The organism is Asticcacaulis solisilvae (assembly GCF_017875235.1).
GTDB lineage: Bacteria > Pseudomonadota > Alphaproteobacteria > Caulobacterales > Caulobacteraceae > Asticcacaulis > Asticcacaulis solisilvae_A.
Genome location: NZ_JAGGMI010000016.1, coordinates 55,040 through 75,360 on the forward strand (window position 1 = coordinate 55,040; position 20,321 = coordinate 75,360).

At 61.3% G+C, this 20,321-nt stretch carries 18 protein-coding genes; 7 read left to right on the forward strand and 11 right to left on the reverse strand.

Annotated features, from left to right (window positions below; genetic code table 11):
* Positions 1-36: 36 nt before the first annotated feature.
* A complete protein-coding gene (locus tag J2X24_RS19865; RefSeq protein WP_192621229.1) occupies positions 37-597 on the reverse strand; it encodes an HNH endonuclease in 561 nt (186 codons plus the stop codon).
* A 267-nt stretch (positions 598-864) separates the two neighbouring features.
* Here J2X24_RS19865 and gluQRS point away from each other — a divergent pair, with 267 nt between their 5' ends.
* Positions 865-1,677 (forward strand): tRNA glutamyl-Q(34) synthetase GluQRS, encoded by an 813-nt coding sequence (gluQRS, locus tag J2X24_RS19870; RefSeq protein WP_209725350.1) that lies wholly within the window; start codon positions 865-867, stop codon positions 1,675-1,677.
* A 51-nt stretch (positions 1,678-1,728) separates the two neighbouring features.
* Here gluQRS and J2X24_RS19875 read toward each other — a convergent pair whose 3' ends face one another.
* Positions 1,729-1,932 (reverse strand): cold-shock protein, encoded by a 204-nt coding sequence (locus J2X24_RS19875; protein ID WP_209725352.1) that lies wholly within the window; start codon positions 1,930-1,932, stop codon positions 1,729-1,731.
* 350 nt (positions 1,933-2,282) lie between these two features.
* Here J2X24_RS19875 and J2X24_RS19880 point away from each other — a divergent pair, with 350 nt between their 5' ends.
* From J2X24_RS19880 to J2X24_RS19890, 3 genes are all read left to right on the forward strand, one after another.
* The gene (locus J2X24_RS19880; protein WP_209725354.1) at positions 2,283-3,368 is read left to right on the forward strand and encodes an alpha/beta hydrolase; all 1,086 of its coding nucleotides are present in this window, start codon (positions 2,283-2,285) and stop codon (positions 3,366-3,368) included.
* Positions 3,365-3,904, forward strand: coding sequence for a DUF1285 domain-containing protein (locus tag J2X24_RS19885; protein ID WP_310004960.1), 540 nt, complete (start codon positions 3,365-3,367; stop codon positions 3,902-3,904). The genes J2X24_RS19880 and J2X24_RS19885 overlap by 4 nt, the downstream gene beginning before the upstream one ends.
* Before the next feature lie 82 nt (positions 3,905-3,986).
* Complete coding sequence (locus tag J2X24_RS19890; RefSeq protein ID WP_209725356.1) at positions 3,987-4,433, forward strand: RcnB family protein; 447 nt, start codon at positions 3,987-3,989, stop codon at positions 4,431-4,433.
* A gap of 36 nt (positions 4,434-4,469) precedes the next feature.
* On the opposite strand, the gene dxs is transcribed toward J2X24_RS19890, so the two are convergent.
* The 8 genes from dxs to J2X24_RS19930 form a co-directional block, all read right to left on the reverse strand.
* On the reverse strand, positions 4,470-6,398 hold the full coding sequence (dxs, locus tag J2X24_RS19895) for a 1-deoxy-D-xylulose-5-phosphate synthase (protein WP_209725358.1): 1,929 nt from the start codon (positions 6,396-6,398) through the stop codon (positions 4,470-4,472).
* Between the two features lie 53 nt (positions 6,399-6,451).
* Positions 6,452-7,366: a polyprenyl synthetase family protein gene (locus tag J2X24_RS19900; RefSeq protein ID WP_209725362.1), complete on the reverse strand. Its 915-nt coding sequence runs from the start codon at positions 7,364-7,366 to the stop codon at positions 6,452-6,454.
* Positions 7,366-7,602 (reverse strand): exodeoxyribonuclease VII small subunit, encoded by a 237-nt coding sequence (locus tag J2X24_RS19905; protein ID WP_209725365.1) that lies wholly within the window; start codon positions 7,600-7,602, stop codon positions 7,366-7,368. The genes J2X24_RS19900 and J2X24_RS19905 overlap by 1 nt, the downstream gene beginning before the upstream one ends.
* Positions 7,603-8,238, reverse strand: a complete 636-nt coding sequence (locus tag J2X24_RS19910; protein WP_209725367.1) for a histidine phosphatase family protein — start codon at positions 8,236-8,238, stop codon at positions 7,603-7,605.
* Positions 8,239-8,368: 130 nt separating this feature from the next.
* Positions 8,369-9,610, reverse strand: coding sequence for an SAM-dependent methyltransferase (locus J2X24_RS19915; protein WP_209725369.1), 1,242 nt, complete (start codon positions 9,608-9,610; stop codon positions 8,369-8,371).
* A 114-nt stretch (positions 9,611-9,724) separates the two neighbouring features.
* Positions 9,725-10,597, reverse strand: a complete 873-nt coding sequence (locus J2X24_RS19920) for a CHAD domain-containing protein (protein WP_209725371.1) — start codon at positions 10,595-10,597, stop codon at positions 9,725-9,727.
* A gap of 40 nt (positions 10,598-10,637) precedes the next feature.
* A complete protein-coding gene (locus J2X24_RS19925; RefSeq protein WP_209725373.1) occupies positions 10,638-13,514 on the reverse strand; it encodes a glycoside hydrolase family 31 protein in 2,877 nt (958 codons plus the stop codon).
* Positions 13,515-13,707: 193 nt separating this feature from the next.
* Positions 13,708-15,384 carry a DUF5597 domain-containing protein gene (locus J2X24_RS19930; protein ID WP_209725375.1) on the reverse strand — a complete coding sequence of 559 codons (1,677 nt, stop codon included), beginning with the start codon at positions 15,382-15,384 and terminating at the stop codon, positions 13,708-13,710.
* Positions 15,385-15,576: 192 nt separating this feature from the next.
* On the opposite strand from J2X24_RS19930, the gene J2X24_RS19935 reads away from it, so the two are divergent.
* On the forward strand, positions 15,577-16,287 hold the full coding sequence (locus J2X24_RS19935; RefSeq protein WP_209725377.1) for a FadR/GntR family transcriptional regulator: 711 nt from the start codon (positions 15,577-15,579) through the stop codon (positions 16,285-16,287).
* Positions 16,288-16,408: 121 nt separating this feature from the next.
* On the opposite strand, the gene J2X24_RS19940 is transcribed toward J2X24_RS19935, so the two are convergent.
* Positions 16,409-17,617, reverse strand: a complete 1,209-nt coding sequence (locus J2X24_RS19940) for a glycoside hydrolase family 27 protein (RefSeq protein ID WP_209725379.1) — start codon at positions 17,615-17,617, stop codon at positions 16,409-16,411.
* Positions 17,618-17,887: 270 nt separating this feature from the next.
* Here J2X24_RS19940 and J2X24_RS19945 point away from each other — a divergent pair, with 270 nt between their 5' ends.
* Positions 17,888-18,766 carry a UTP--glucose-1-phosphate uridylyltransferase gene (locus tag J2X24_RS19945; protein ID WP_209725381.1) on the forward strand — a complete coding sequence of 293 codons (879 nt, stop codon included), beginning with the start codon at positions 17,888-17,890 and terminating at the stop codon, positions 18,764-18,766.
* Positions 18,767-18,775: 9 nt separating this feature from the next.
* On the forward strand, positions 18,776-20,278 hold the full coding sequence (locus tag J2X24_RS19950; RefSeq protein WP_209725384.1) for a phosphomannomutase/phosphoglucomutase: 1,503 nt from the start codon (positions 18,776-18,778) through the stop codon (positions 20,276-20,278).
* Positions 20,279-20,321 lie beyond the last annotated feature (43 nt).

The following is a 20,321-nucleotide window of genomic DNA, read 5'->3' on the forward strand; positions in this document are numbered from 1 at the left end:
CCCGAAGTCTGTAACGCATTCTGGAACGCGTGTGAATTACGCCTCCAGAGGCGTATCCCAGTACAGGTAGTCTATCCAACTTTCGTGAAGATAGTTAGGGGGAAAACGGCGTCCAAGATCCTGCAGGTGAAACATTGTCGGCCGGTGTGGATTTTTTGTCGGCATCATGCGCGCCTGAACGGGTGTTTTTCCCCCTTTGCGCAAGTTGCACGGCGCGCACGCCGTCAGGATGTTGGTCCAGCTCGACTTGCCGCCCTGGCTGACCGGCACGACGTGGTCGAAAGTCAGCTCATGCGGCGAGCCGCAGTACTGGCAGCGAAAGCCGTCGCGCAGGAAGACATTGTAGCGGGTAAAGGCCGGCGGTCGGTTCTGGTCGATATAGGTCTTCAGCGACACGACGCTGGGCAGCCGCATCTTCAGCGACGGCGAGCGGATTTCGATGTCGTAGGTCGAGACCACGTCGACCCGGTCTTCGAAGACAGCCTTGACCACGTCCTGCCATGGCTTGGTCGACAGAGGATAGTAGGACAGAGGCCGGAAATCGGCGTTCAGCACGAGAGCGCGCCAGTCATGCGGCGGACTTTTCAGAACATGCATGGAAACCTCCAGGCATGTCGAGCGCTTTCCGAAAAGTGTGAAGCGGTTTTCGGATTAGAAAGCGCGACACTCAAAAGGCCAAGAGACTTTTTCCGGCGCGAAGCGATCGAAAAAACCTCTGGCATCGGGACGTTTGATAGGCAGTATTTGAAGACAAGGCTCCTTCTGCACGCATATTATCCACAGGATGACTGTGAACCCGATTCCCGCCTTTGCAAATCGAATTTTTTATGACATCGCGGCACTTACGCCGATATCCTGACTTCCATGACCTGCCGCACGCGCTTCGCACCCTCCCCCACCGGTTACCTGCACCTCGGCCACGCCTACAGCGCGCTGACGGCGTATGAGATCTCACAAGATCAGGGCGGCCAGTTCATCCTGCGCGTGGAGGACATCGACCACACCCGCTGCCGGCCGCACTTCGAGGCCGGCATATATACGGACCTGGCCTGGCTGGGCCTGAGTTGGCCAGAGCCGGTCTTGCGTCAAAGCGAGCATATTTCCGACTATAGGGACGCGCTGGAGCGGCTGATCGGCCTGGGCGTCGTCTATGCCGATCACCGCACGCGCAAGGAGCAGGTCGAGGCGGCATTGAGTGCGCCGCAGGACGGAGACCACGCCGAAACCTTTACAGGCGCGGCCAATGCGGCCTGGCGGCTATCGCTCGATGCCGCCCGCGAACACTTGGGCGGCCGCTATGACGATCTGCATTTTGTGGAAATGTCGCATGCCCCCGGCACGCACCCTGCTCGTCCCGAAGTCAATGGCGACGTCGTTCTCGGCCGCAAGGATATCGGCGTTGCCTACCACCTGGCGGTCGTCGTCGATGATGCGCGCCAGGGCATTACCCATGTGGTGCGCGGCCACGACCTGTTCGAAGCCACCCACACCCAGGTCCTGCTTCAGGCGCTGCTGGGCCTGCCCCTGCCCGTCTATCACCACCATGCCCTGCTGCTTGACGAAGACGGCCGGCGCCTGGCCAAGCGCAAGGGCTCCAAGGCGTTGGGCGACTATCGCGACGACGGTCTCACGCCTCAGGACATCAGGGCGATGCTGGCGGAAACACCCAAAGCATAAAAGCCGCCCGTACAGAACGGACGGCTTTTAAAATCATTATCTCAGGCTGGCTCAGAGCGCCTTGATGTCGACGGCGGCCGTCTTGCCGCGCTCGGTCTGCAACTCGTAAGAGACCCGCTGACCGTCGCTCAATCCCTGCAGTCCGGCGCGCTGGACGGCCGAGATATGAACGAAGACATCATTGCCACCGGCGGCGGGCTGGATAAAGCCGAAGCCCTTGGTGGTGTTGAACCATTTGACCGTACCTTCGGCCATGTGCTGCTCTCCTATAATCGAGCTGTTATCGAGTTGCAGGGTCGCCCCCACATACAATCGTGGTCTCGGTAGCAGCAGTCGGAGCCTCTGAGGGGCGTTTCCGCCCTCCCCTTGGTCCCTGGATCTCAGGCAGCCGGAGTAACGAATTGTGGCATCATTAAGCCAGCGCTTTTGAAAACGGTCAACGCATTCCCTAACGGAACACCGCTGGTGCCCGCAAATTTTCAGCGGAAATGGCGAAAATGTCCCACTTCATCCCCGCCTGTCGGAAATAATTGCGCGTGACCTGTGTTCGTCAGGCAGCGGAAAGGTGTTATCCTGCCGTCGATACAAGAATTTACGGGCCCCATATGCGTTCTTCCCTGCTTCGCCAGCGGCTGCTGAAAACAGTTCTGACCCTGCCGCCGGCCATGCTGCGTTTCCTGTCGGGCGGAGGCGTCGTCTACCAGGACGGTCGGACGCTGGATCCGCAAATCCAGTTCCTGTGGCACGGCTATTTCGCCAAGGGCGATGCGACGCCCCTGACGCTTCACGGCAAGACGCTGGAGCAGGCGCGGCAGGAATGGGCCGAAACCGCTGCCCTTTTGGGCCTGCCGTCGCAGGTCCGCGTGAAGGTCGAGGACATCAGCAGCGAAACCGTCCGCGGCCTGCTTGTCCGTCCTTCGACCATCTCCGCCGACGCGCCTCTGCTCGTCTTCTTCCCTCAGGGCGCCGGCGTGCTGGGCGGCCCCGGTCTGTCGCGCGCGGTCTGCGCCGCCCTGGCGCACGAAGCACGCTGTCCGATCTTCATTCCGGAACTGCGCCTGGCGCCGGTGCATCGCTTCCCGGCGGCCCTTGATGATGCCCGAGACGCGCTTAACTGGGCCCAGGCCAATGCCGGGCGGCTGGGGACGCGCAACGGCGGGACGGCCATCGGCGGCATTCTGACCGGGGCCAATCTGGCGGCGCGGCTGTGCATCGACCTGAAGCGCGAGTTCAAGCCGCTGCCGATGGCGCAGTTGCTGATTACCCCGCTGGTGGATCTCAGCGATCCACGCCTGAAGGATCACGTGGCAGACGGTTGGCCTTTCGCCGGCGACGATATTCATACCCTGGCCAGCCACTATGCCGGCGCCGGCACCGACCTGACCGATCCACGCATTTCACCGGCGCTGGAAAAGCTGCTGATCGGCCAGCCGCGCACCCTGGCGGTTTCGGCGGGGCTCGATCCGCTGGCGGCGCAAACCGAAGCCTTCGTCAGGCGCCTGATCGCCGCCCGCGTGAATGTTGTCTATCGCCGCTACGATACCCTGCCGCTCGGTTTTGACCTGCTGACAGGGGTCGTCGATACCTCTTACGCCGCCGTCCAGGACATTGCACGCCTTTGGGTGGAGCTTCTGCGCGCGGGGCATCCGGAAGGCGTTGAGGCGCCTGAAGCCATGCAGGATATCGCGTGAAAGGCCTGCTCGACTTTTACGGCGCCCATGGCGATGCGCCCACCCGCGACTTGCCCGTCGATCAGTGGCATCCGGCCTTCTGCGGCGATATCGACATGCGCATCGCCACGAACGGCGTCTGGTTCTACAATGGCACGCCGATCGAACGTCCCGCCATGGTGCGGCTGTTTTCCCGCATCCTGCGGCGCGAAGACGACAGCTATTACCTGGTGACCCCGGTCGAAAAGGTCCGGATCGCGGTCGATGACGCGCCTTTCGTGGCTGTCGGCATGAATCGGGACGGTGAAGCCCTCACCTTTCACACCCATGTCGGCGATGTGGTCACGGCGGACGCGGACCACCCTTTACGCTTCGAGATCGATGCCGACGGTGCCGTCCGGCCCTATATCGAGGTGCGTAACGCCCTCGAAGCCCGTCTGACGCCGGCCGTGGCGCGTGAGCTTCTGGCGCTCGCCATTCCTCGTGACGGGTGGTTCGGAATCTCTTCGAAGGGCGCGTTTTTTGCTATTTCCGCCAATACCTTAACAGATGACTAACCCGTTCAGGCTGGGTTCAGGTTCAATTGTGTAAGATCTGAAACATGGGCCTGTTCAGTAATCTCGTTTTTAAGGTGTCGCCATGAAGAAGATTTTTAGCGCCGCTGCCCTTGGCCTGGTTGTCGCCATCAGTTCGCTGAGCGCCCCGGCCTCGGCCCTGGCTTTTGACCGCTACGACCGTCACGATCGCTATGACCGTCACGACCGTGGAGACCGTTGGGACCGGCACGACCGCCGCGATCGTGGAGATCGTTGGGACCGGCATGACCGCCGCGACCGATACGATCGCTACGAGCGTCGCAGCTATGACCGTGGATATCACAGGGGCTGGCGGGACCGGTCCGACTGGCGCCGCGGTGGCTATGTGTCCTACAATGACTGGAACCGTGGCTACTACGTCGACTATCGCCGTCATCGCCACCTCTACGCCCCGCCCCGGGGTTACGAATGGCGCCGCGTCGATAACAACTACGTCCTCGCCGCGGTCGCGACCGGCCTGATCGCCGGCCTGATCATCGGTAACTATTAAAATCAGTGGGCGCCTTCCTTCGGGAAGGCGCTTTTTTTAGCGCTTGATGGCTTTGATGGCTTCGGCTTCCAGCCCCAGCGCCTGCAGCGCCGTAAGCGTTATACCCGCCGCGTCGAGACCGGCCTGGGCATACATGGCCGGCATGCTGTCCTGGTCCTGGAAGATATCCGGCAGGGTCAGGGTGCGGATCTTGAGACCGGCATCAAGCGCGCCTTCGCGGGCCAGCAGGTGCAGGACAAAGGCGCCAAAACCGCCTTCGGCCCCCTCTTCGACCGTGATCAGGCATTCGTGTTCGCGCGCCAGGCGCAGCACCAGATCGCGATCCACCGGCTTGGCGAAGCGGGCATCGGCGACCGTCGTCGACAGGCCGCGCGCCGCCAGCATGTCAGCCGCTTTCAAAGCATCGGTCAGGCGCGTCCCCAGCGACAGGATGGCGACCTTGGAACCTTCGCGGACGATGCGGCCCTTGCCGATCTGAAGCGCTTCGGCCACCGCCGGGATTTCGACACCGACGCCTTCGCCGCGCGGATAACGGAAGGCGCTGGGGCCCGCCTCATAGTCACGCGCCGTGGCGATCATCGCCGCCAGTTCGGCCTCGTCGGCCGCCGCCATGATCATCATGTTGGGCAAGGCGCCGAGATAGCCGATATCGAAGGTCCCGGCGTGGGTCGCGCCATCGGCTCCGACCAGTCCCGCCCGGTCGATGGCGAACCGCACCGGCAGGTTCTGCAGGGCTACGTCGTGCGCCACCTGGTCGTAGCCGCGTTGCAGGAAGGTCGAATAGAGGGCGCAGAACGGCTTCATGCCGTCGGCGGCAAGGCCCGCGGCAAAGGTCACGGCGTGCTGTTCGGCGATGCCGACATCATAGGTGCGGTCGGGAAAGACCTCGGCGAAGCGGTCAAGGCCGGTGCCCGACGGCATGGCGGCGGTGATCGCGACGACCTTGGGGTCGATGCGCGCCTGCTTGATCAGTTCGGTGGCGAAGACCTCGGTATAGCTTGGGGCATTCGACTTCGGCTTGGACTGTTCGCCGGTGATGACGTCGAACTTCGCGACGCCGTGATACTTGTCCGACGCGCTTTCGGCGTGGACATAGCCCTTGCCCTTTTGGGTGACGACGTGGACAAGGACCGGCCGGTCATTGATGCCGCGCACGCGCTTCAGGACGGCCAGGACGTGTTCCATATTGTGGCCGTCGATCGGTCCGACATAGTAGAAGCCCAGTTCCTCAAAAAACGTACCGCCGGTGACGTAGGTGCGCGAAAACTCCTCGCCCTTGCGCACCATCTCATAAAGCGGGCGCGGCAGATGCTCGGCGACCTGTCGGCCGAAGCGGCGAATCGACTGATAGGTGCCGCCGGAGACCAGATTGGCCAGGTAGGCGCTCATGCCGCCGACCGGTGGGGCGATCGACATGTCGTTGTCGTTGAGGATGACCGTCAGGTTCTTGGTCGTTTCGGCGGCGTTGTTCATCGCCTCATAGGCCATGCCGGCCGACATCGAGCCGTCGCCGATAACCGCCACCACCTTGTTTGTCTCACCCTTCAGGTCGCGGGCGGCACAGAAGCCGAGCGCCGCCGAGATCGAGGTGGCAGCGTGCGCGGCGCCGAACGGATCATAGGCGCTTTCCGCGCGCTTGGTGAAACCCGACAGCCCGCCGCCCTGTCGCAGGGTGCGGATACGGTCGCGGCGGCCGGTCAGAATTTTGTGTGGATAGGTCTGGTGGCCGACATCCCAGATGAGGATATCGCTAGGCGTATCAAAGACATGGTGCAGCGCGACCGTCAGTTCGACCACCCCAAGCGCCGAACCCAGGTGGCCACCGATCTTGGAGACAACATCGATGGTTTCCGCGCGCACTTCCTCGGCCAGCGCCTTCAGTTCGGCACCGTTCAGCTCGTGGATTTTGGCTGGATTGAACCCTTCGCTGCCGTGCAGCGTATCGAGGATCGGGGTTTCAGGCATACTGTGCGCAAACCGGTTTCTGGCGGAACCAAAATAAGAAGAGAAAAAGTGGTTCAGTTGCGCCGATTGAGTACGAAGTCAACACTGTCGCGCAAGTATCGCGCCTTTCCGCCGAAAATATCAAGCCTGGATTTGGCCTGCTCACTGAGCATTTTGACGCGGGCCTTGGCCTCATCCAGCCCCAGAAGCGTCACGAAGTTGGTCTTGCCCTTTTCAGCGTCCTTGCCGCCTGACGCCTTGCCCATCTCCTCGGGATCGCCTTCGACATCCAGCACGTCGTCGGCGATCTGGTAGGCCAGCCCCAGGTCCTGGGCGAAGTGCATCAGGGCCATGCCGTCGCGTTCGGGCGCATCGGCAATCACCAGCGGGATTTCAAAGGCATAGACGATCAAGGCGCCGGTCTTCAGGCGCTGCATGCGCGCCACACCGCCCAGGTCGTCATGCACGCCGATCAGGTCGATCATCTGGCCGCCGGCCATGCCGAGCGCACCCGAAGCCTGGGCCAGCAGCCGCACCAGTTCGCAGCGCACCGCCGCGTCCTCGTGCGTGTCCTCGCTGGCCAGGATTTCGAAGGCGATGCTTTGCAGGGCGTCGCCGGCCAGGACGGCGGTGGCTTCGTCATAGGCGCGATGGACGGTCAGCTGCCCGCGGCGGATGTCGTCGTCGTCCATGCACGGCAGGTCATCGTGAACCAGGCTATAGGCGTGGATGCATTCGAGCGCGCAGGCGGCGCGCAGTACCGAATTCTCGTCAGCATCGAACAGGCGCGCGGTTTCCAGCGCGAAGAACGGCCGGATGCGCTTGCCGGGCCCGAGCGCCGCGTAACGCATGGCCTCGGTCAGTCGGCTCTCCGCCCCCTCGCCGCGCGGCAGGAGCTGGTCGAGCGCCAGGGTCACCAGGTCGGCCGTCTCGGCCAGCCGCTGCTGTAAGGGCGGAAGATCGGAATTTGCAGCGACCGGTGCGGGCATTACTCGAAGCTCGCCGGTGCGGTACCTTCGACGACACCGGACTTCGACAGCGAAATCTTCTCGACCTGCAGGCGCGCGGCTTCGAGACGCATTTCGCACAAGGCCTTGAGCTCCGCACCGCGCTTATAGAGGTCCAGCGACTTTTCCAGCGGCGCCTGCCCCGATTCGAGCTCGGACACGATCTTCTCGAGTTCCTTCAGCGCCTCTTCAAAGGACAGTCCATTGGCTTCGGCCATCTATCGCTCCTTCAGTTCGTAGCGGCGGCACCCCCAGTATTGAAACCCCTGCTCGACCGTCTTTATATAGCCCATTTTCTTCAGTTCAAGGCTGATCATCAGATTGAAATAGCCGTGCGCCAGGACGAGTACGTCTCCGCCTTCGCGCGCTTTTTCGACCAGAAAATCGGCGGCCTTTTTCGCCCGTTGCACGGCCTGATGACGCGTTTCCGGCGCATTGTGGTTGTCCGTATACCACCACCACAGGCGCGACACCGTCCCCCACCCCCACGACTTGGGTGACAGCTTGATCCAGGTCGGCAGATGCGGCGGCGGCAAGGGCGCCTCGACCAGCATGTCCAGCTGTTCAAACGGACGCTTGCCGCAAACGGCCTGAGCGGTTTCGATCGAGCGCCGGATGGTCGAGGAATAGATGTAACGGGCTTCGCGCGCGTACTGGTCCAGACAATGCGGCGGAGTCTGGCCAGCCAGAAGCCCGGCCTGCTCGTACTTCGCCCACCAGTCTTCGTAGCCGCGCCAGTCGAGCAGCAGGCGCCGCGACAGGTCCGGCTCGCCGTGACGGACAAGAGTGATGGCGCCCGGCGACGCCGTGACGACAGGCCTTGCGTTCGTCGTTACGCCCTCGCCCTCATCCACTCGTGTTATGTCCTGCACCGCGCCCCCAAATCGCCGAGCCCGGTCTCACCAGATTCGGAATTGGTTGTTAATCGAGCGACCGTCGTAACGTCAGTGCCTTATCGAGACAAGTGTTTTATGGCGAGCCGACCTAGTCCGCCCGCTGCAACTGAAGGTGGACGACGTTGGTCCGCGCGGTCCGGAAACCGGCTTCGCAATAGGCCAGGTAGAAGAGCCACAGCTTGCGGAACGGGTCGTCGAAACCGTGGATGCGGCCCTCGTGCCAGGCCTTCTCAAACCGTAACGCCCACTGTTTCAGGGTTTCGGCATAGTCCTTGCCGAAGCTGAAGTCGGACATGAGCTTAAGGCCGGCAGCGCGCGAATGTTCGGCCAGCTTGGTGAGCGAAGGTAGCATGCCACCCGGGAAAATATACTTCTGGATGAAGTCAGCGCGCTGGCGGTATTCCTCGAACGTCTCGTCGGCAATGGTGATGATCTGCAGGCCAGCCTTGCCGCCGGATTTCAGCACGTTGCGCACCTTGTCAAAATAGGCGCTCCAATAGGCCTCGCCGACCGCTTCAAACATTTCGATCGACACCACGGCGTCGTATTCGCCCTCTATGTCGCGATAGTCCATGAGCTTGATCTCGACCTTGTCGCTCAAGCCCAGGCGTTCCATGCGTTCGACGGCGTAGTCGAGCTGGGCCTGGCTGATGGTCACGCCCGTAACGCGCGCGCCGATGGTTTCGGCGGCGTACTGGGCGAAACCGCCCCAGCCGCAACCGATCTCCAGCACGTGCTGGCCGGGCTTGAGGTCGACCAGTTTTGCCAGCCGCTCATATTTGGCGGTCTGGGCGGCGGTCAGGTCGTCCTTGGACCGGCCGTCGAACAGGGCCGACGAATAGGTCATGCTCTTGTCGAGCCACTTGTCGTAGAAGCTGTTGCCCAGGTCATAATGGGCGAAGATATTCCGCCGCGATCCCGACTTGGTGTTTTTACGTAAAGCATGGACGATCTTGTTGATCGTCCGCGTGATGATATTGCCGGTGAAAAGCTGGCCCAGCTTTTTCGAGTTCAGCGTCAGGACTTCCAGCAGGGTCGCAAGATCGGGCGTATCCCACTCATTGTCCTTGTAGCCGTCGCAGAAGCCGATATCGCCCGACGCCAGGACCCGCTTGATGAAGTTGAAATCCTTGACCTGCAGGACCGCCGCCGGCCCTGGCTTCTGGCCCTGCAGCAGCAGGTGCTTGCCATTGGGAAAGACAACATCGAGGCTGCCCGCGTCCCACGCCTTTTGCAGCATGGCCACGCCCTTGCGCGCCATCAGCGGAACATCGTTAAGGGCGGCCTTGGGAAAATTGTCGGAAAGGGTGGCTACGGAAGCAGACGACATGCGGGAACAGCCTTTCGTTTAAGTGATTCAACACCTTGTACGACACGCTGCTGGAGCCGGATTGGTCACCAACTTCGTTAAATATGAGGGACAAAAATCAGAAAACAATATGGCTCAACCGGCCCATGTTTTCCATCGCCGGGCCAGGCCTTTGGTAAAATTCCCGCACGACGCGCGCGACACCTTTCTTCCCTGCCGGACCGCCTTGTTGCCTTCGGCTTCGAGGCGATGATGGATCAGCTTGCGGATCGACTGCAGGCGTTGCGGCGGCAACGGCATGTGGCTGGCCAGAAGCTGCTCTTCCAGCACGGCCAGATCGTGATGGTGACCAAGCGTTTTAGCCAGGGTTTTCAGTCGCGCGCCCAGCCGCCGGATCCGTTTCGGCCAGACGTCGCGGACAAGCTGGATTTGATAGTACAGGGCCTTCACCTGCTTGCGCCATTCGTGCAGATTGTCCGCCGTCAGATCGCGCGCCGCACGCCGCGCCTTCTTTTCACGCCGGCAGGATTTGCGATAGGCCTGTTTCAGGGCTGCCTTGCGGTCGCGGCGTTCCAGCGGCAACTCAGCTATGCGCTGACGCGCATCGGCGGCAATCACCGCCACGTCCGCGAGCACGCTGGCGATATTTCCGTTTTCCGGCGTGACGTCCGGCAAGGCGCTGCGCGCCGCGGAAATGTCGCCGGCGTGCGCCTCTCCGGGAAACGCATCGCGCAGCGACTCCACACTTTCGTGCAGAACATCGGCATCGCGCTGCACGCTCAGGCGTCGCGAGAGATCGCGGAATATCCGGTTTTCCGATTTGAAAGCCTCATCCCCCAGGGCGTCGCGCAAAAGACGCAGCCAGGCGCGGATTTTCTTGCACGACAACCGCAGTGCATGGACCAGGCCGGCGTCATCCACCGACGCCCGATCCATGTCATCAAGCTGTTCGAGGATGACGCGCCGGACGCCATCCTCGAAATCGTCCCATTTTTCCAAAACCGTCATGGTACGGACATTACCGCGCCATGACGTAAGGAAGAAATGACTACTTGGTCACCGTCACGGCGCTGCCGTTATAGGCGACTTCCTTGCTGAACTCGTCGAACTTCGTCGTCGCCGTGCCCGGCGTGATAAAGCGGACGCGGAAGGTACGGTTGGCCACCATGCCATTGAAGCTGCCCGAACGCTCGCCGATGGTCAGTGCGCCGGTCTTGTCGTCATAGCGCATAGGGATGCGGCTGGCCTCGCCCTTCACATAGCCGTTGGAGACGCCGTCGTCCTCATAGAGGCTGTAGTCGCCGTTGGCGCCGGTATAGACGGTGAGCGTAAGCGGCGCGTCGGGCTTTTCGCTGACGTACTGAAGGACCGGGCCCATCGGCACGATGGCGCCGGCCTTGACGAACAGCGGCATTTGCGACAGCGGCGCGTCGGCCGTGATGGTGGCCCCGCCCTTGTGCGCCTTGCCCGTATAGAAGTCGTACCAGTCGGCGCCCTTCGGAAGATATACAGCGCGTGAACGGGCGTTGAACTGGGTCACCGGCGCGACCAGGATCGACTTGCCGAACATGTACTGGTCGTTGATGTTCTTGACCTTGGGATCATTGCCGAAGTCCATCACCAGGCCGCGCATGATCGTGCCCGACTTGTAATAGATGTCGGAGGCGGCCGTATAGGTATACGGCATCAGGCGGTAGCGCAGTTCCAGGAACCACACCATGTTGGCGCGCATGTCGGAGTTCGGCGGCGAGATTTCGTGGATCTCGCGCTTGACGCCTTCGCCGTGGCTGCGCATCAGCGGCGAGAAGGCGCCGAACTGGAACCAACGCTGGTTCAGCTCACGCCATTCGCGCAGATCCTCGGCGGTGCCTGTGCCGCCGCCACCGCGGTTTTCCTGCAAGCCACCGACGTCAGAACCCTGGAAGCGGGTTTCCTGGGCATAGCCGCCGATGTCGTGCGTCCAGTTCGGCACGCCCGACAGACCGGCCTGCACGCCGGCCGAAATCTGGTCGTGGAAGTTCGCCCAGGTGCCGACGATGTCGCCCGACCAGATGGCCGCCGCATTGCGCTGGACGCCGCCGAAGCCCGAACGCGTCAGGATGAACTGGCGCTTGTTCGGCTGGTCCTTCTGCAAGCCTTCGTACATGGCGCGCGTGTTCATGGTCGCATAGGCGTTGTGAACGACCGCCCCCGGCCCCATCTGGGTCGGCGTGATCAGGGTGGCGAATTCTTCCGGGCTGGTGTTCGAACGGACGTCCGGCTCGGTATTGTCCATCCACCACGCGTCGATGCCGAGGCCGACCAGCTTTTCCTTCAACTGGCGGTAATAGATGTCGCGCGCTTCCTGGTTATAGGGCGAATAGTGCGAGTTCAGGTAGCCCGGACCGACCCAGTCCTTGGCGCCCAGCTCGACATTCTTGGTCCACATATAGCCCTTGCGCTCGAACTCCTTGTAGTTGTCCGTATTGGCGTAGAACTTGCCCCAGATCGAGAACATGATGTTGGCGTTGTTCTTGTGAACCTCGTCGATCATACCCTGGGGGTTCGGGAAGCGTTTGGCATCGAAATCGTGGCTGCCCCACTGGTCTTCCGGCCAGTAGAACCAGTCCTGGACGATATTGTCGATCGGCCACTTGTTCTGGCGATAGGTCTTCAGCACGCCCAGGAGCTGTTCCTGCGTCTCGTAGCGCTGGCGCGACTGCCAGTAACCGTAGGCCCATTTCGGCATCATCGGCGCCTGGCCGGTGATGTGGCGATAGCCGCCAATCACGCCATCCATGCTGTCCGACGAGATGAAGTAGTAGTTCAGGCCCGTGCCGACTTCCGAAGCAAAGCGCAGCGAGTGCTTGTCGGCATCGGCTTCGGGGTTCGAGTGGTGCATGGAGATCATGCCGCCGGCCGGCTCCCATTCGACGTACAGCTTGACCGGCTTGCCTGCCTCGAACTTCTGTTCGAGGTTGTGATACCAGGGGTTCCAGTTCTGGCGCCAGATGCGGTCGTAGACCGTCTTGCCGTCCAGCTTCAGCGTCGCATAGTCCGACGAATACATGCGCATCTTGTGCACGCCGGCGGCATCGGAGGTCAGCGTGCCTTCCCAGACGACTTTGACCTTCTTGTTTTGCGTCGCCGTCTTGCTCAAGACCGGGTCGGTTGGCCAGTACTTGTCGACATCGCTCAGGAACTGGTAGCGGATGTCCGGCTCGACGCGGGTCAGTACCAGTTGGCCATCGACATAGTATTTCGCCGTCAGGCCGGCCGAACCGTCTTCGGCGGCCAGCTTGAGATCCCGCGACAGCAGGCCGAAGCGGACCGGATTGCCCCAGCGCGTCGGCGAATTGTTGTCCCACAGCACGCCATAGTTCTTGTCCGAGACGATGAACGGGATGGCGATGTCCATATTGTGCTGGCGCAGCTCGACGTCTTCGCCGTTCAGGTCCATCTGGGCGTTCTGGTGCTGGCCCAGGCCGTAGAAGCTGTCCTTGGTGCCCTTGTTGAACTGGGCCGATGTGGCGACGTAGGGCTTGCCTTCGACGGTCACCGGCGTGATCTCGGCCTTGGCGCCGGTCAGGACCGCTTGGTCCTTGTCATTATAGAAGGTGACCAGGCCGTCCTTCAGCGAGACACGCGCCGACGCCTTGCCGGCATCGATCAGGACGCTGTCTTTCGCATCCTTGACGGTGAATGTGCCGGCCGGCTTGGCGACGGCCATCAAGGATTCGATCTGCGGACGGCTGGGGTCATCGACCGCCAGAACGTGGATGATTGAGTCATTGATGACCTCCAGCCGCACTTCCTTAGCGCTGCCGGTGTCCGGCTTGACGACGATGCCGGTGGCCGTCTTTTCGTATGTTCCGGCCAGGGCCGCGCCCGCCGACAGGCAGAGCGCAAGCGCCGATACCGAAACCCATTTGATCGCTGAAGTCATAAAAGTCTCCCTGAAAGACTGTTTTGCATTGCTTTATAAGAGCCCCCACCACCACGCCGCTCTGCGCCGCGGTCCCCCTCCCCAGTAAACTGGGGAGGAATAAGAAAACCCGCTCCCTTCCCTTATTCCTCCCCACTTGTGGGGAGGGGGACCATTGGCGGAGCCAATGGTGGTGGGGGCTTCCCTGTAGAAGCTACTTCTCGTACGTTCCCAGGCGCACCTTCAACAGGCGCGGCTGATCCTTGAAATTCAAACCATAGTCGGTCTGGTCACCGTTCCAAACGCGCTGCATGACCCACTTGCCGTCGGCATCGTAATGGCCTTCTTCGACACGGTCGAGCAGCATGCCCTTGTCTTTGTTGGCCGGGCCCGCGCCAAAGCTGATACGGGCATTATGGCCGGCGACCAGGAACTCATTGTCCGACAGCTTCGCGACCGCGATACCGCCAGAAGGCACATCCGAGCCTTCCGGGAAGCCATTCTTGTTGTCCTTGTCCCATTCAGGCAGGCCGAACTGCCACTGGCGATAGGTGACCTTGGCGTTCCACTTCGACCCGAAGTCAAGCGTCTGCGCCGAATGATCGTCGGGTTCTGACACGCCCCAGACCTGGCCCTCGAAGCTGAGTTTGGCCCAGACGCGGTTCATGTCGCCGAACAGCTTATACAACGGCGCGAAGGGCTCGACGATCTTGCGATCGGTCTCGGTCGTGCCCAACGGATAGTTGGAATAGCCGGTGTAGTCGAAGCCGAACGGATCGAAGCCGATGCCCTGCTGGCCCAGGACCGAGAAGATGAAACGCGCATAGGTCGGCTTGTTGCCGCTTTCGGCCACATACAGCGCGTTATCCGGACGCTTGTACCACTTGAGCGTCGCTTCGTAGGACTGCGAACCGGGCGAATAGAGGTCCGGCGCCAGGAAGTCGATCTGGGGTGCCGCCACCTTATAGACGTCGATCACATTATATGTCGGTCCGCCCGACGCGTAGGAACCTGCCGGCTGTTCCGGATTGAGCGGATCCTTGAGCGCGGCGTTCATGTAGGCCGGCAGCGGATATGCCGATTTGCCGGCGGCGGCGACCTCGTTACAGAAAGCCGCCATGTGCCAGGCATGGAAATACTCGTCGGCGTGCTTGCCGAAGACTTCTGACCAGGTGCCGGACTTCTTCAGCGCGCGGTCGCCCATCTGCTTGATCAGAGCAGGCGGCACAGGTTGCGCGAACAGCTTGTTGGCGACGGCGGAATAGTCGCGCTCGGTGCCGTAGACGCCAACCTCGTTTTCGACCTGCATGAGGACGACGGTGCGTTCGGCCGTGTCGATCGCCTTGATGTGGTTCATCAGGGCGACATAGGCCTTTTTATCAGCGTCCAGCGTCGCCTTGTAGTGCGGCGACAGGGCGTAGGACAGCGAACCGTCCTTGTTGGTCAGGCGCGGAAAGCGCTTGTTGTCGAGCTTGACCCACGACGGCGTATAGCTGGGCCCGGTATTCTTCCATGTGCCAAACCACAGGATGCTCAAACGCACATTGTTGGCGCGCGCCTCCTTGACCAGCGTGTCAACGAAGCTGAAGTCGAACTTGCCTTCGGTTGGCTCGATCTGCTCCCACGCCACTGGGATCACCAGGGTATTGGCATTGACGTCCTTGATCGCCGGCCAGACCTTGGCCAGCGTATCGGGGTAGTTGCTCGAATTGTTGGCCTGCCCGCCCAGGATCACAAACGGCGCGCCATCGACCATAAGGGTGTGCTTGCCATTTTTTTGGACGAACTGCGGTATGGGCTTATCGGCTGCCCACACATAGGCTGGAATCATTGACAGCGCTGTCGCCGCCAAGCCGAACGTGATTACCCGGCACGCCTTGCCAATTCCCATGAGTTTCTCCCCATTCCCCGTCACGACATTCATCAGTGACGCATTTCTTTATCAGTGAAATTTGTACTATAATCTGATAGCGCTATCAGGCAAGCCTCAAATCACGTTTGTGTTTTTTAAGCGCTTGTCGTCTATAAGTTCGTTACACAAGGCCCGAGCGACTCGGCCGCTACCTAAAGATAAGGCATTCAAATGCGTTCGGAACTTGGCGTCAGCCTCGCCTATGGCTTGTTGGCGTCACTTGGCCAGTCCATCGTCAGAGGCGAATTCGAAACCACCGGTTTTCCGACAGAAGCCGAACTGTGCGTCCGCTATGGCGCCAGCCGCACCGTCATGCGCGAAGCCGTCAAGATGTTGTCCGCCAAGGGGCTGCTGTCGTCGCGCCAGCGCCAGGGCACGCGCGTCGAGCCGATCGAGAACTGGAACCTGCTCGATCCAGACGTGCTGCGCTGGCTGATGGAGCGGCCGTTCTCGAACAAGATCTTTCTTGAATTCACCCAGATGCGCCTGGCCATTGAACCGACCGCCGCGGCGCTCGCCGCCGAGGTTCAGGACAAGGTGGCGATCGCGGCGATTCGCGAAGGGCTGGAGGCGATGATCGCCACCGCCGGAGACCAGGACGCCGCGCTTCAGGCCGATATCGACTTCCATGTCTCGATCCTCAAGGCGTCGGGCAATCCGTTCTTCATGCGGCTGAAGCCCCTGATCAACAACGCCTTGCGGTTGTCGATCCAGCTGACCAACAAGATTTCCGGCCACACGGCCAGCATCGCGGCGCACGAGGCCATCCTGGTCGCCATCGAAAACGGCGACGCGGCGGAGGCGGAAAAGGCATCCGAAGCGATCCTGCACGAATCGCTCAAATTGATCGAAGCAGCAGAGGCCGCAACAGCGGCGGCTTAAACATACGAAGAGGCCCCGCCCACCATCTGCTCCGCAGATGTTCCCCCCTCCCCATGAATGGGGAGGGGGACCGCGAGAGAAGCGAGTGGTGGGCGGGGCCTCTTTCTTTTCCCTTCCTCTCTTAGACCTTAGGCGTCAACCGGATCATCACCGCGCCGTGGGACGGCACCGTGGCGGTGAACTTGCCCTTTACGCCCTTCTTGACCTCCTTGGTCCACAGGTCCTTGACGTCGGCCTTCAGCCCCGCCGGCAATTGCAGCGCGTCCCAGTCGACTGACATCTCCTTGGCCGTCTCTGAACGGTTGAACAGCACCACCGCCCGGTCACCGCCCTTCAGCGGCCGCGCCCAGACCTCAAAGTCGCCGTCGTCGGCAACCTTGCGCCCCTGGACACCCAGCGGATCCTGATCGACCGCGATGACATCCTTATTGGTCAGGATGTCGTGCGTTTCCTGCGTCATCGTCGCCAGGTCGTTGCCGGCGATCAGCGGCGCCGCCAGAATGGCCCACAGCGAAAAGTGCGCCTTGTACTCCGTCGCCGTCATGCCGCCATTGCCGACTTCCAGCATGTCCGGATCGTTCCACTGGTTCGGGCCCGAGTCCTTCCAGAGGTCTGCCTGCTTATCCAGAATGGCCAGGAAGGACAGGCTGTAGCCCTTGCTCTCGTTCCAGGAATCGCGAATGTCACCGGTCGTGCGCCACATGTGGCCTGCCTTGGCGGCCCATTCGCGTGGCTTGTTGTCGCCCCACTCACAGATGCTCAGCACAATGTCACGGCCCGAAGCCCGCAAAGCCTTGGCCATCAGCGTATAGGCCGCCTCGGCATTGCGCGTGCCAGTGTAGCACCAGTCGTATTTCAGATAGTCGACACCCCACGATGCATAGGTCCGGGCGTCCTGGAATTCATAGCCCGCGCTGCCCGGGCGGCCGCCGCAGGTCTTGACGCCGGCATCCGAGTAAAGACCAAACTTCAATCCCTTGGAGTGAACGTAATCGACCAGCGACTTGATGCCGGACGGGAACTTTTCCGGATCGGCCTGGATGGTGCCGTCGGCCGCGCGGTCCTTCTGCCAGCAGTCGTCGATGACGATATACTGATAGCCGGCGTCCTTCATACCGCTCGACGCCATGGCGTCGGCAACGGCGCGCACCTTGGCCTCGTCGATGTTGCAGGCGAACTTGTTCCACGAATTCCAGCCCATCGGCGGGGTCGGCGCCAGTTTCGGCTTGGGCGCGGTCAGTTCCAGCGATTCGTGCGCAGATGCTGTAACCGGCACCAGACAGGCGCTGGCGAGAAGCGCACCCATCAGTGCGGATCGGATAAAGGCCATTATTTTCTCTCCCTTACGACGCTTGGTAACGCGTCCTGCCGCGAAATAAATATTACAAATTTATTTATTACAAGTCCCAACATGGTAGAAACCGCTCTATGCACCCGGAATTTTCCCTTTGGTAACGCTTCGTCCTTATGAGCTCCTTATTGAATCTTTATTTCACATATTGCTGTTTGCAGTGCAGCATTCTATTCTGCACCGGGCCGCGCATCGGGTCCCGTCACCTCAGTACCCGTCACAAAACTTTCGCTTTTTGAAGAGGTTGTCTTGCCTAATAAGCGCGTGCGAAAAGCCGTTGTTCCCGTCGCTGGACTGGGAACCCGTGTCCTTCCCGGCACCAAGGTGGTGCCCAAGGAACTGCTCAATGTCGTCGACCGGCCTATCCTCTCCTATGTGGTCGCCGAGGCCCGCGCCGCAGGGATCGAGCACTTCGTATTCGTAACGGGCCGCGCCAAGGGCGCTATCGAGGACTATTTCGATCACCAGCTCGAACTCGAATCGCAGCTCAAGGCCAAGGGCAAGACCGCCATTCTCGAAGAGCTGATGGCCGAACTGCCCAAGGCCGGCGAGATGAGCTTTGTCCGCCAGATGCAGCCGAATGGCCTGGGTCACGCCGTGTGGTGCGCCCGCGACATCATCGGCGATGAACCCTTTGCCGTCATCCTGCCCGACATGGTCATGGACGCTGAGGTTTCGGCGCTCAAGCAGGCCATCAACGCCTATGACGAAGTCGGCGGCAACATCATCGTCGTCGAGCCCGTCCCGCACGACCAGACGCACCAGTACGGCGTCGTGGCGCTGGAAAAGCAAGATGGCCGCTTGAACAAGATGACCGGCATGGTCGAAAAGCCCGCCAAGGGCACCGCGCCGTCGAACCTGATCGTTTCGGGCCGCTACATCCTGCAACCGGAAATCTTCGAACTGCTGGCCAACCAGGAACGCGGCGCCGGCAACGAAATCCAGTTGACGGATTCGATGTTCCGTCTCATGGAAACCCAGAGCTTCCACGCCCTCGAATATGACGGCGTCACCTACGACTGCGGCGACAAGATCGGCCTTCTGCGCGCCAATGTCGCCCTGGCGCTGAAACACCCCCAACTGGGCGCGGCTGCCCGCGAAGCCCTGCTGCCCTTCTTCCAAGCTTAAGGAAACCCGATGTCCCTGCTCCCCAAGGTCGGCGTAAAGCCGAACTCCTACGACTACGAAACCAATGCCGTCGTCGCTCCAACTGGTTTCCGCGAATACGACGCGCGCTGGCTGTTCGGCGACGACCTGAACTATCTGGGCGTCCAGGCGCTGGGCCTGGGTCTCGGCACCTATATCCACGAAGTCGGCGTCAAGCCGCGCATCGTCGTTGGCCACGACTTCCGCTCCTACTCGATCAACATCAAGAACGCCCTGATGCTGGGCCTGCAACAGGCCGGCTGTGAAGTGCTCGACATCGGCCTGGCCCTGTCGCCGATCGCCTATTTTGGCCAGTTCGACCTCGATGCCCCGTGTGTCGCCATGGTCACGGCTTCGCACAACGAAAACGGCTGGACCGGCGTCAAAATGGGCACGCATGCTCCGCTGACCTTCGGCCCTGAGGAAATCGGTCGCCTGAAGGAAATCGTCCTGGGTGGCCAGGGCGTCGAGCGCCCCGGCGGCACGATCAAGATGGTCGAAGGCGTCCAGAAGCGTTACGCCGACGAAATCTCGTCCAAGGTCAAGATCAAGCGTCCGCTGAAGGTCATCTGCGCCTGCGGAAACGGCACGGCCGGCGCCTTTGCGCCCCAGGTCCTGCGTGACATGGGTGTCGAAGTCATCGAGATGGATTGCGATCTCGACAACACCTTCCCGAAGTACAATCCGAACCCGGAAGATCACCACATGCTGTCCGAGATGGCCAAGGTGGTCAAGGAAACCGGCGCCGACCTGGCGCTGGGCTTCGATGGCGATGGCGACCGCTGCGGCGTCGTTGATGACACCGGCCAGGAAATCTTCGCCGACAAGATCGGCCTGATGCTGGCCCGCGACCTGTCGGAACAGTACAAGGACGCGACCTTTGTCGTGGACGTGAAGTCGACCGGCCTCTATGCCACCGACGAAATCCTGAAAAAGAACGGCGCCAATACCGTTTACTGGAAGACCGGCCACTCGTATATCAAGCGCAAGACGGCGGAACTGAAGGCCTTGGCCGGCTTTGAAAAGTCAGGCCACTTCTTCTTCAATGAACCACTGGGCCGCGGCTATGACGACGGGCTGGTCGCCGCTTCGTGGATCCTGGCCATGCTGGACCGCAATCCGGGAAAGAAGCTGTCGGAACTGAAGGACGCCCTGCCCGTCGCCTACACCTCGCTGACCATGTCGCCGCACTGCGGTGACCTGGTGAAGTATGATGTGCTTGAGCGCATCGTAAAGGAATATGTCGATCTGGCAGCCGCCGGCGGCGAAATCCTCGGCCGCAAGATCAAGGAAGTCATCACCGTCAACGGCGCCCGTGTGCACCTCGAAGACGGCTCGTGGGTCCTGGTCCGCGCTTCGTCGAACAAGCCGGAACTGGTGGTTGTCGTCGAAAGCCTGAACTCGGAAGACGATATGCGCGACCTGTTCCGCAAGGAAGTGAAGCCACGCCTGGCCAAGTACAGCGAGATCGGTTCGTACAACCAGGAAATCTAAGCATTTCGCGAAGATGGATATGCGAAAGGCCGGAGAAAACTCC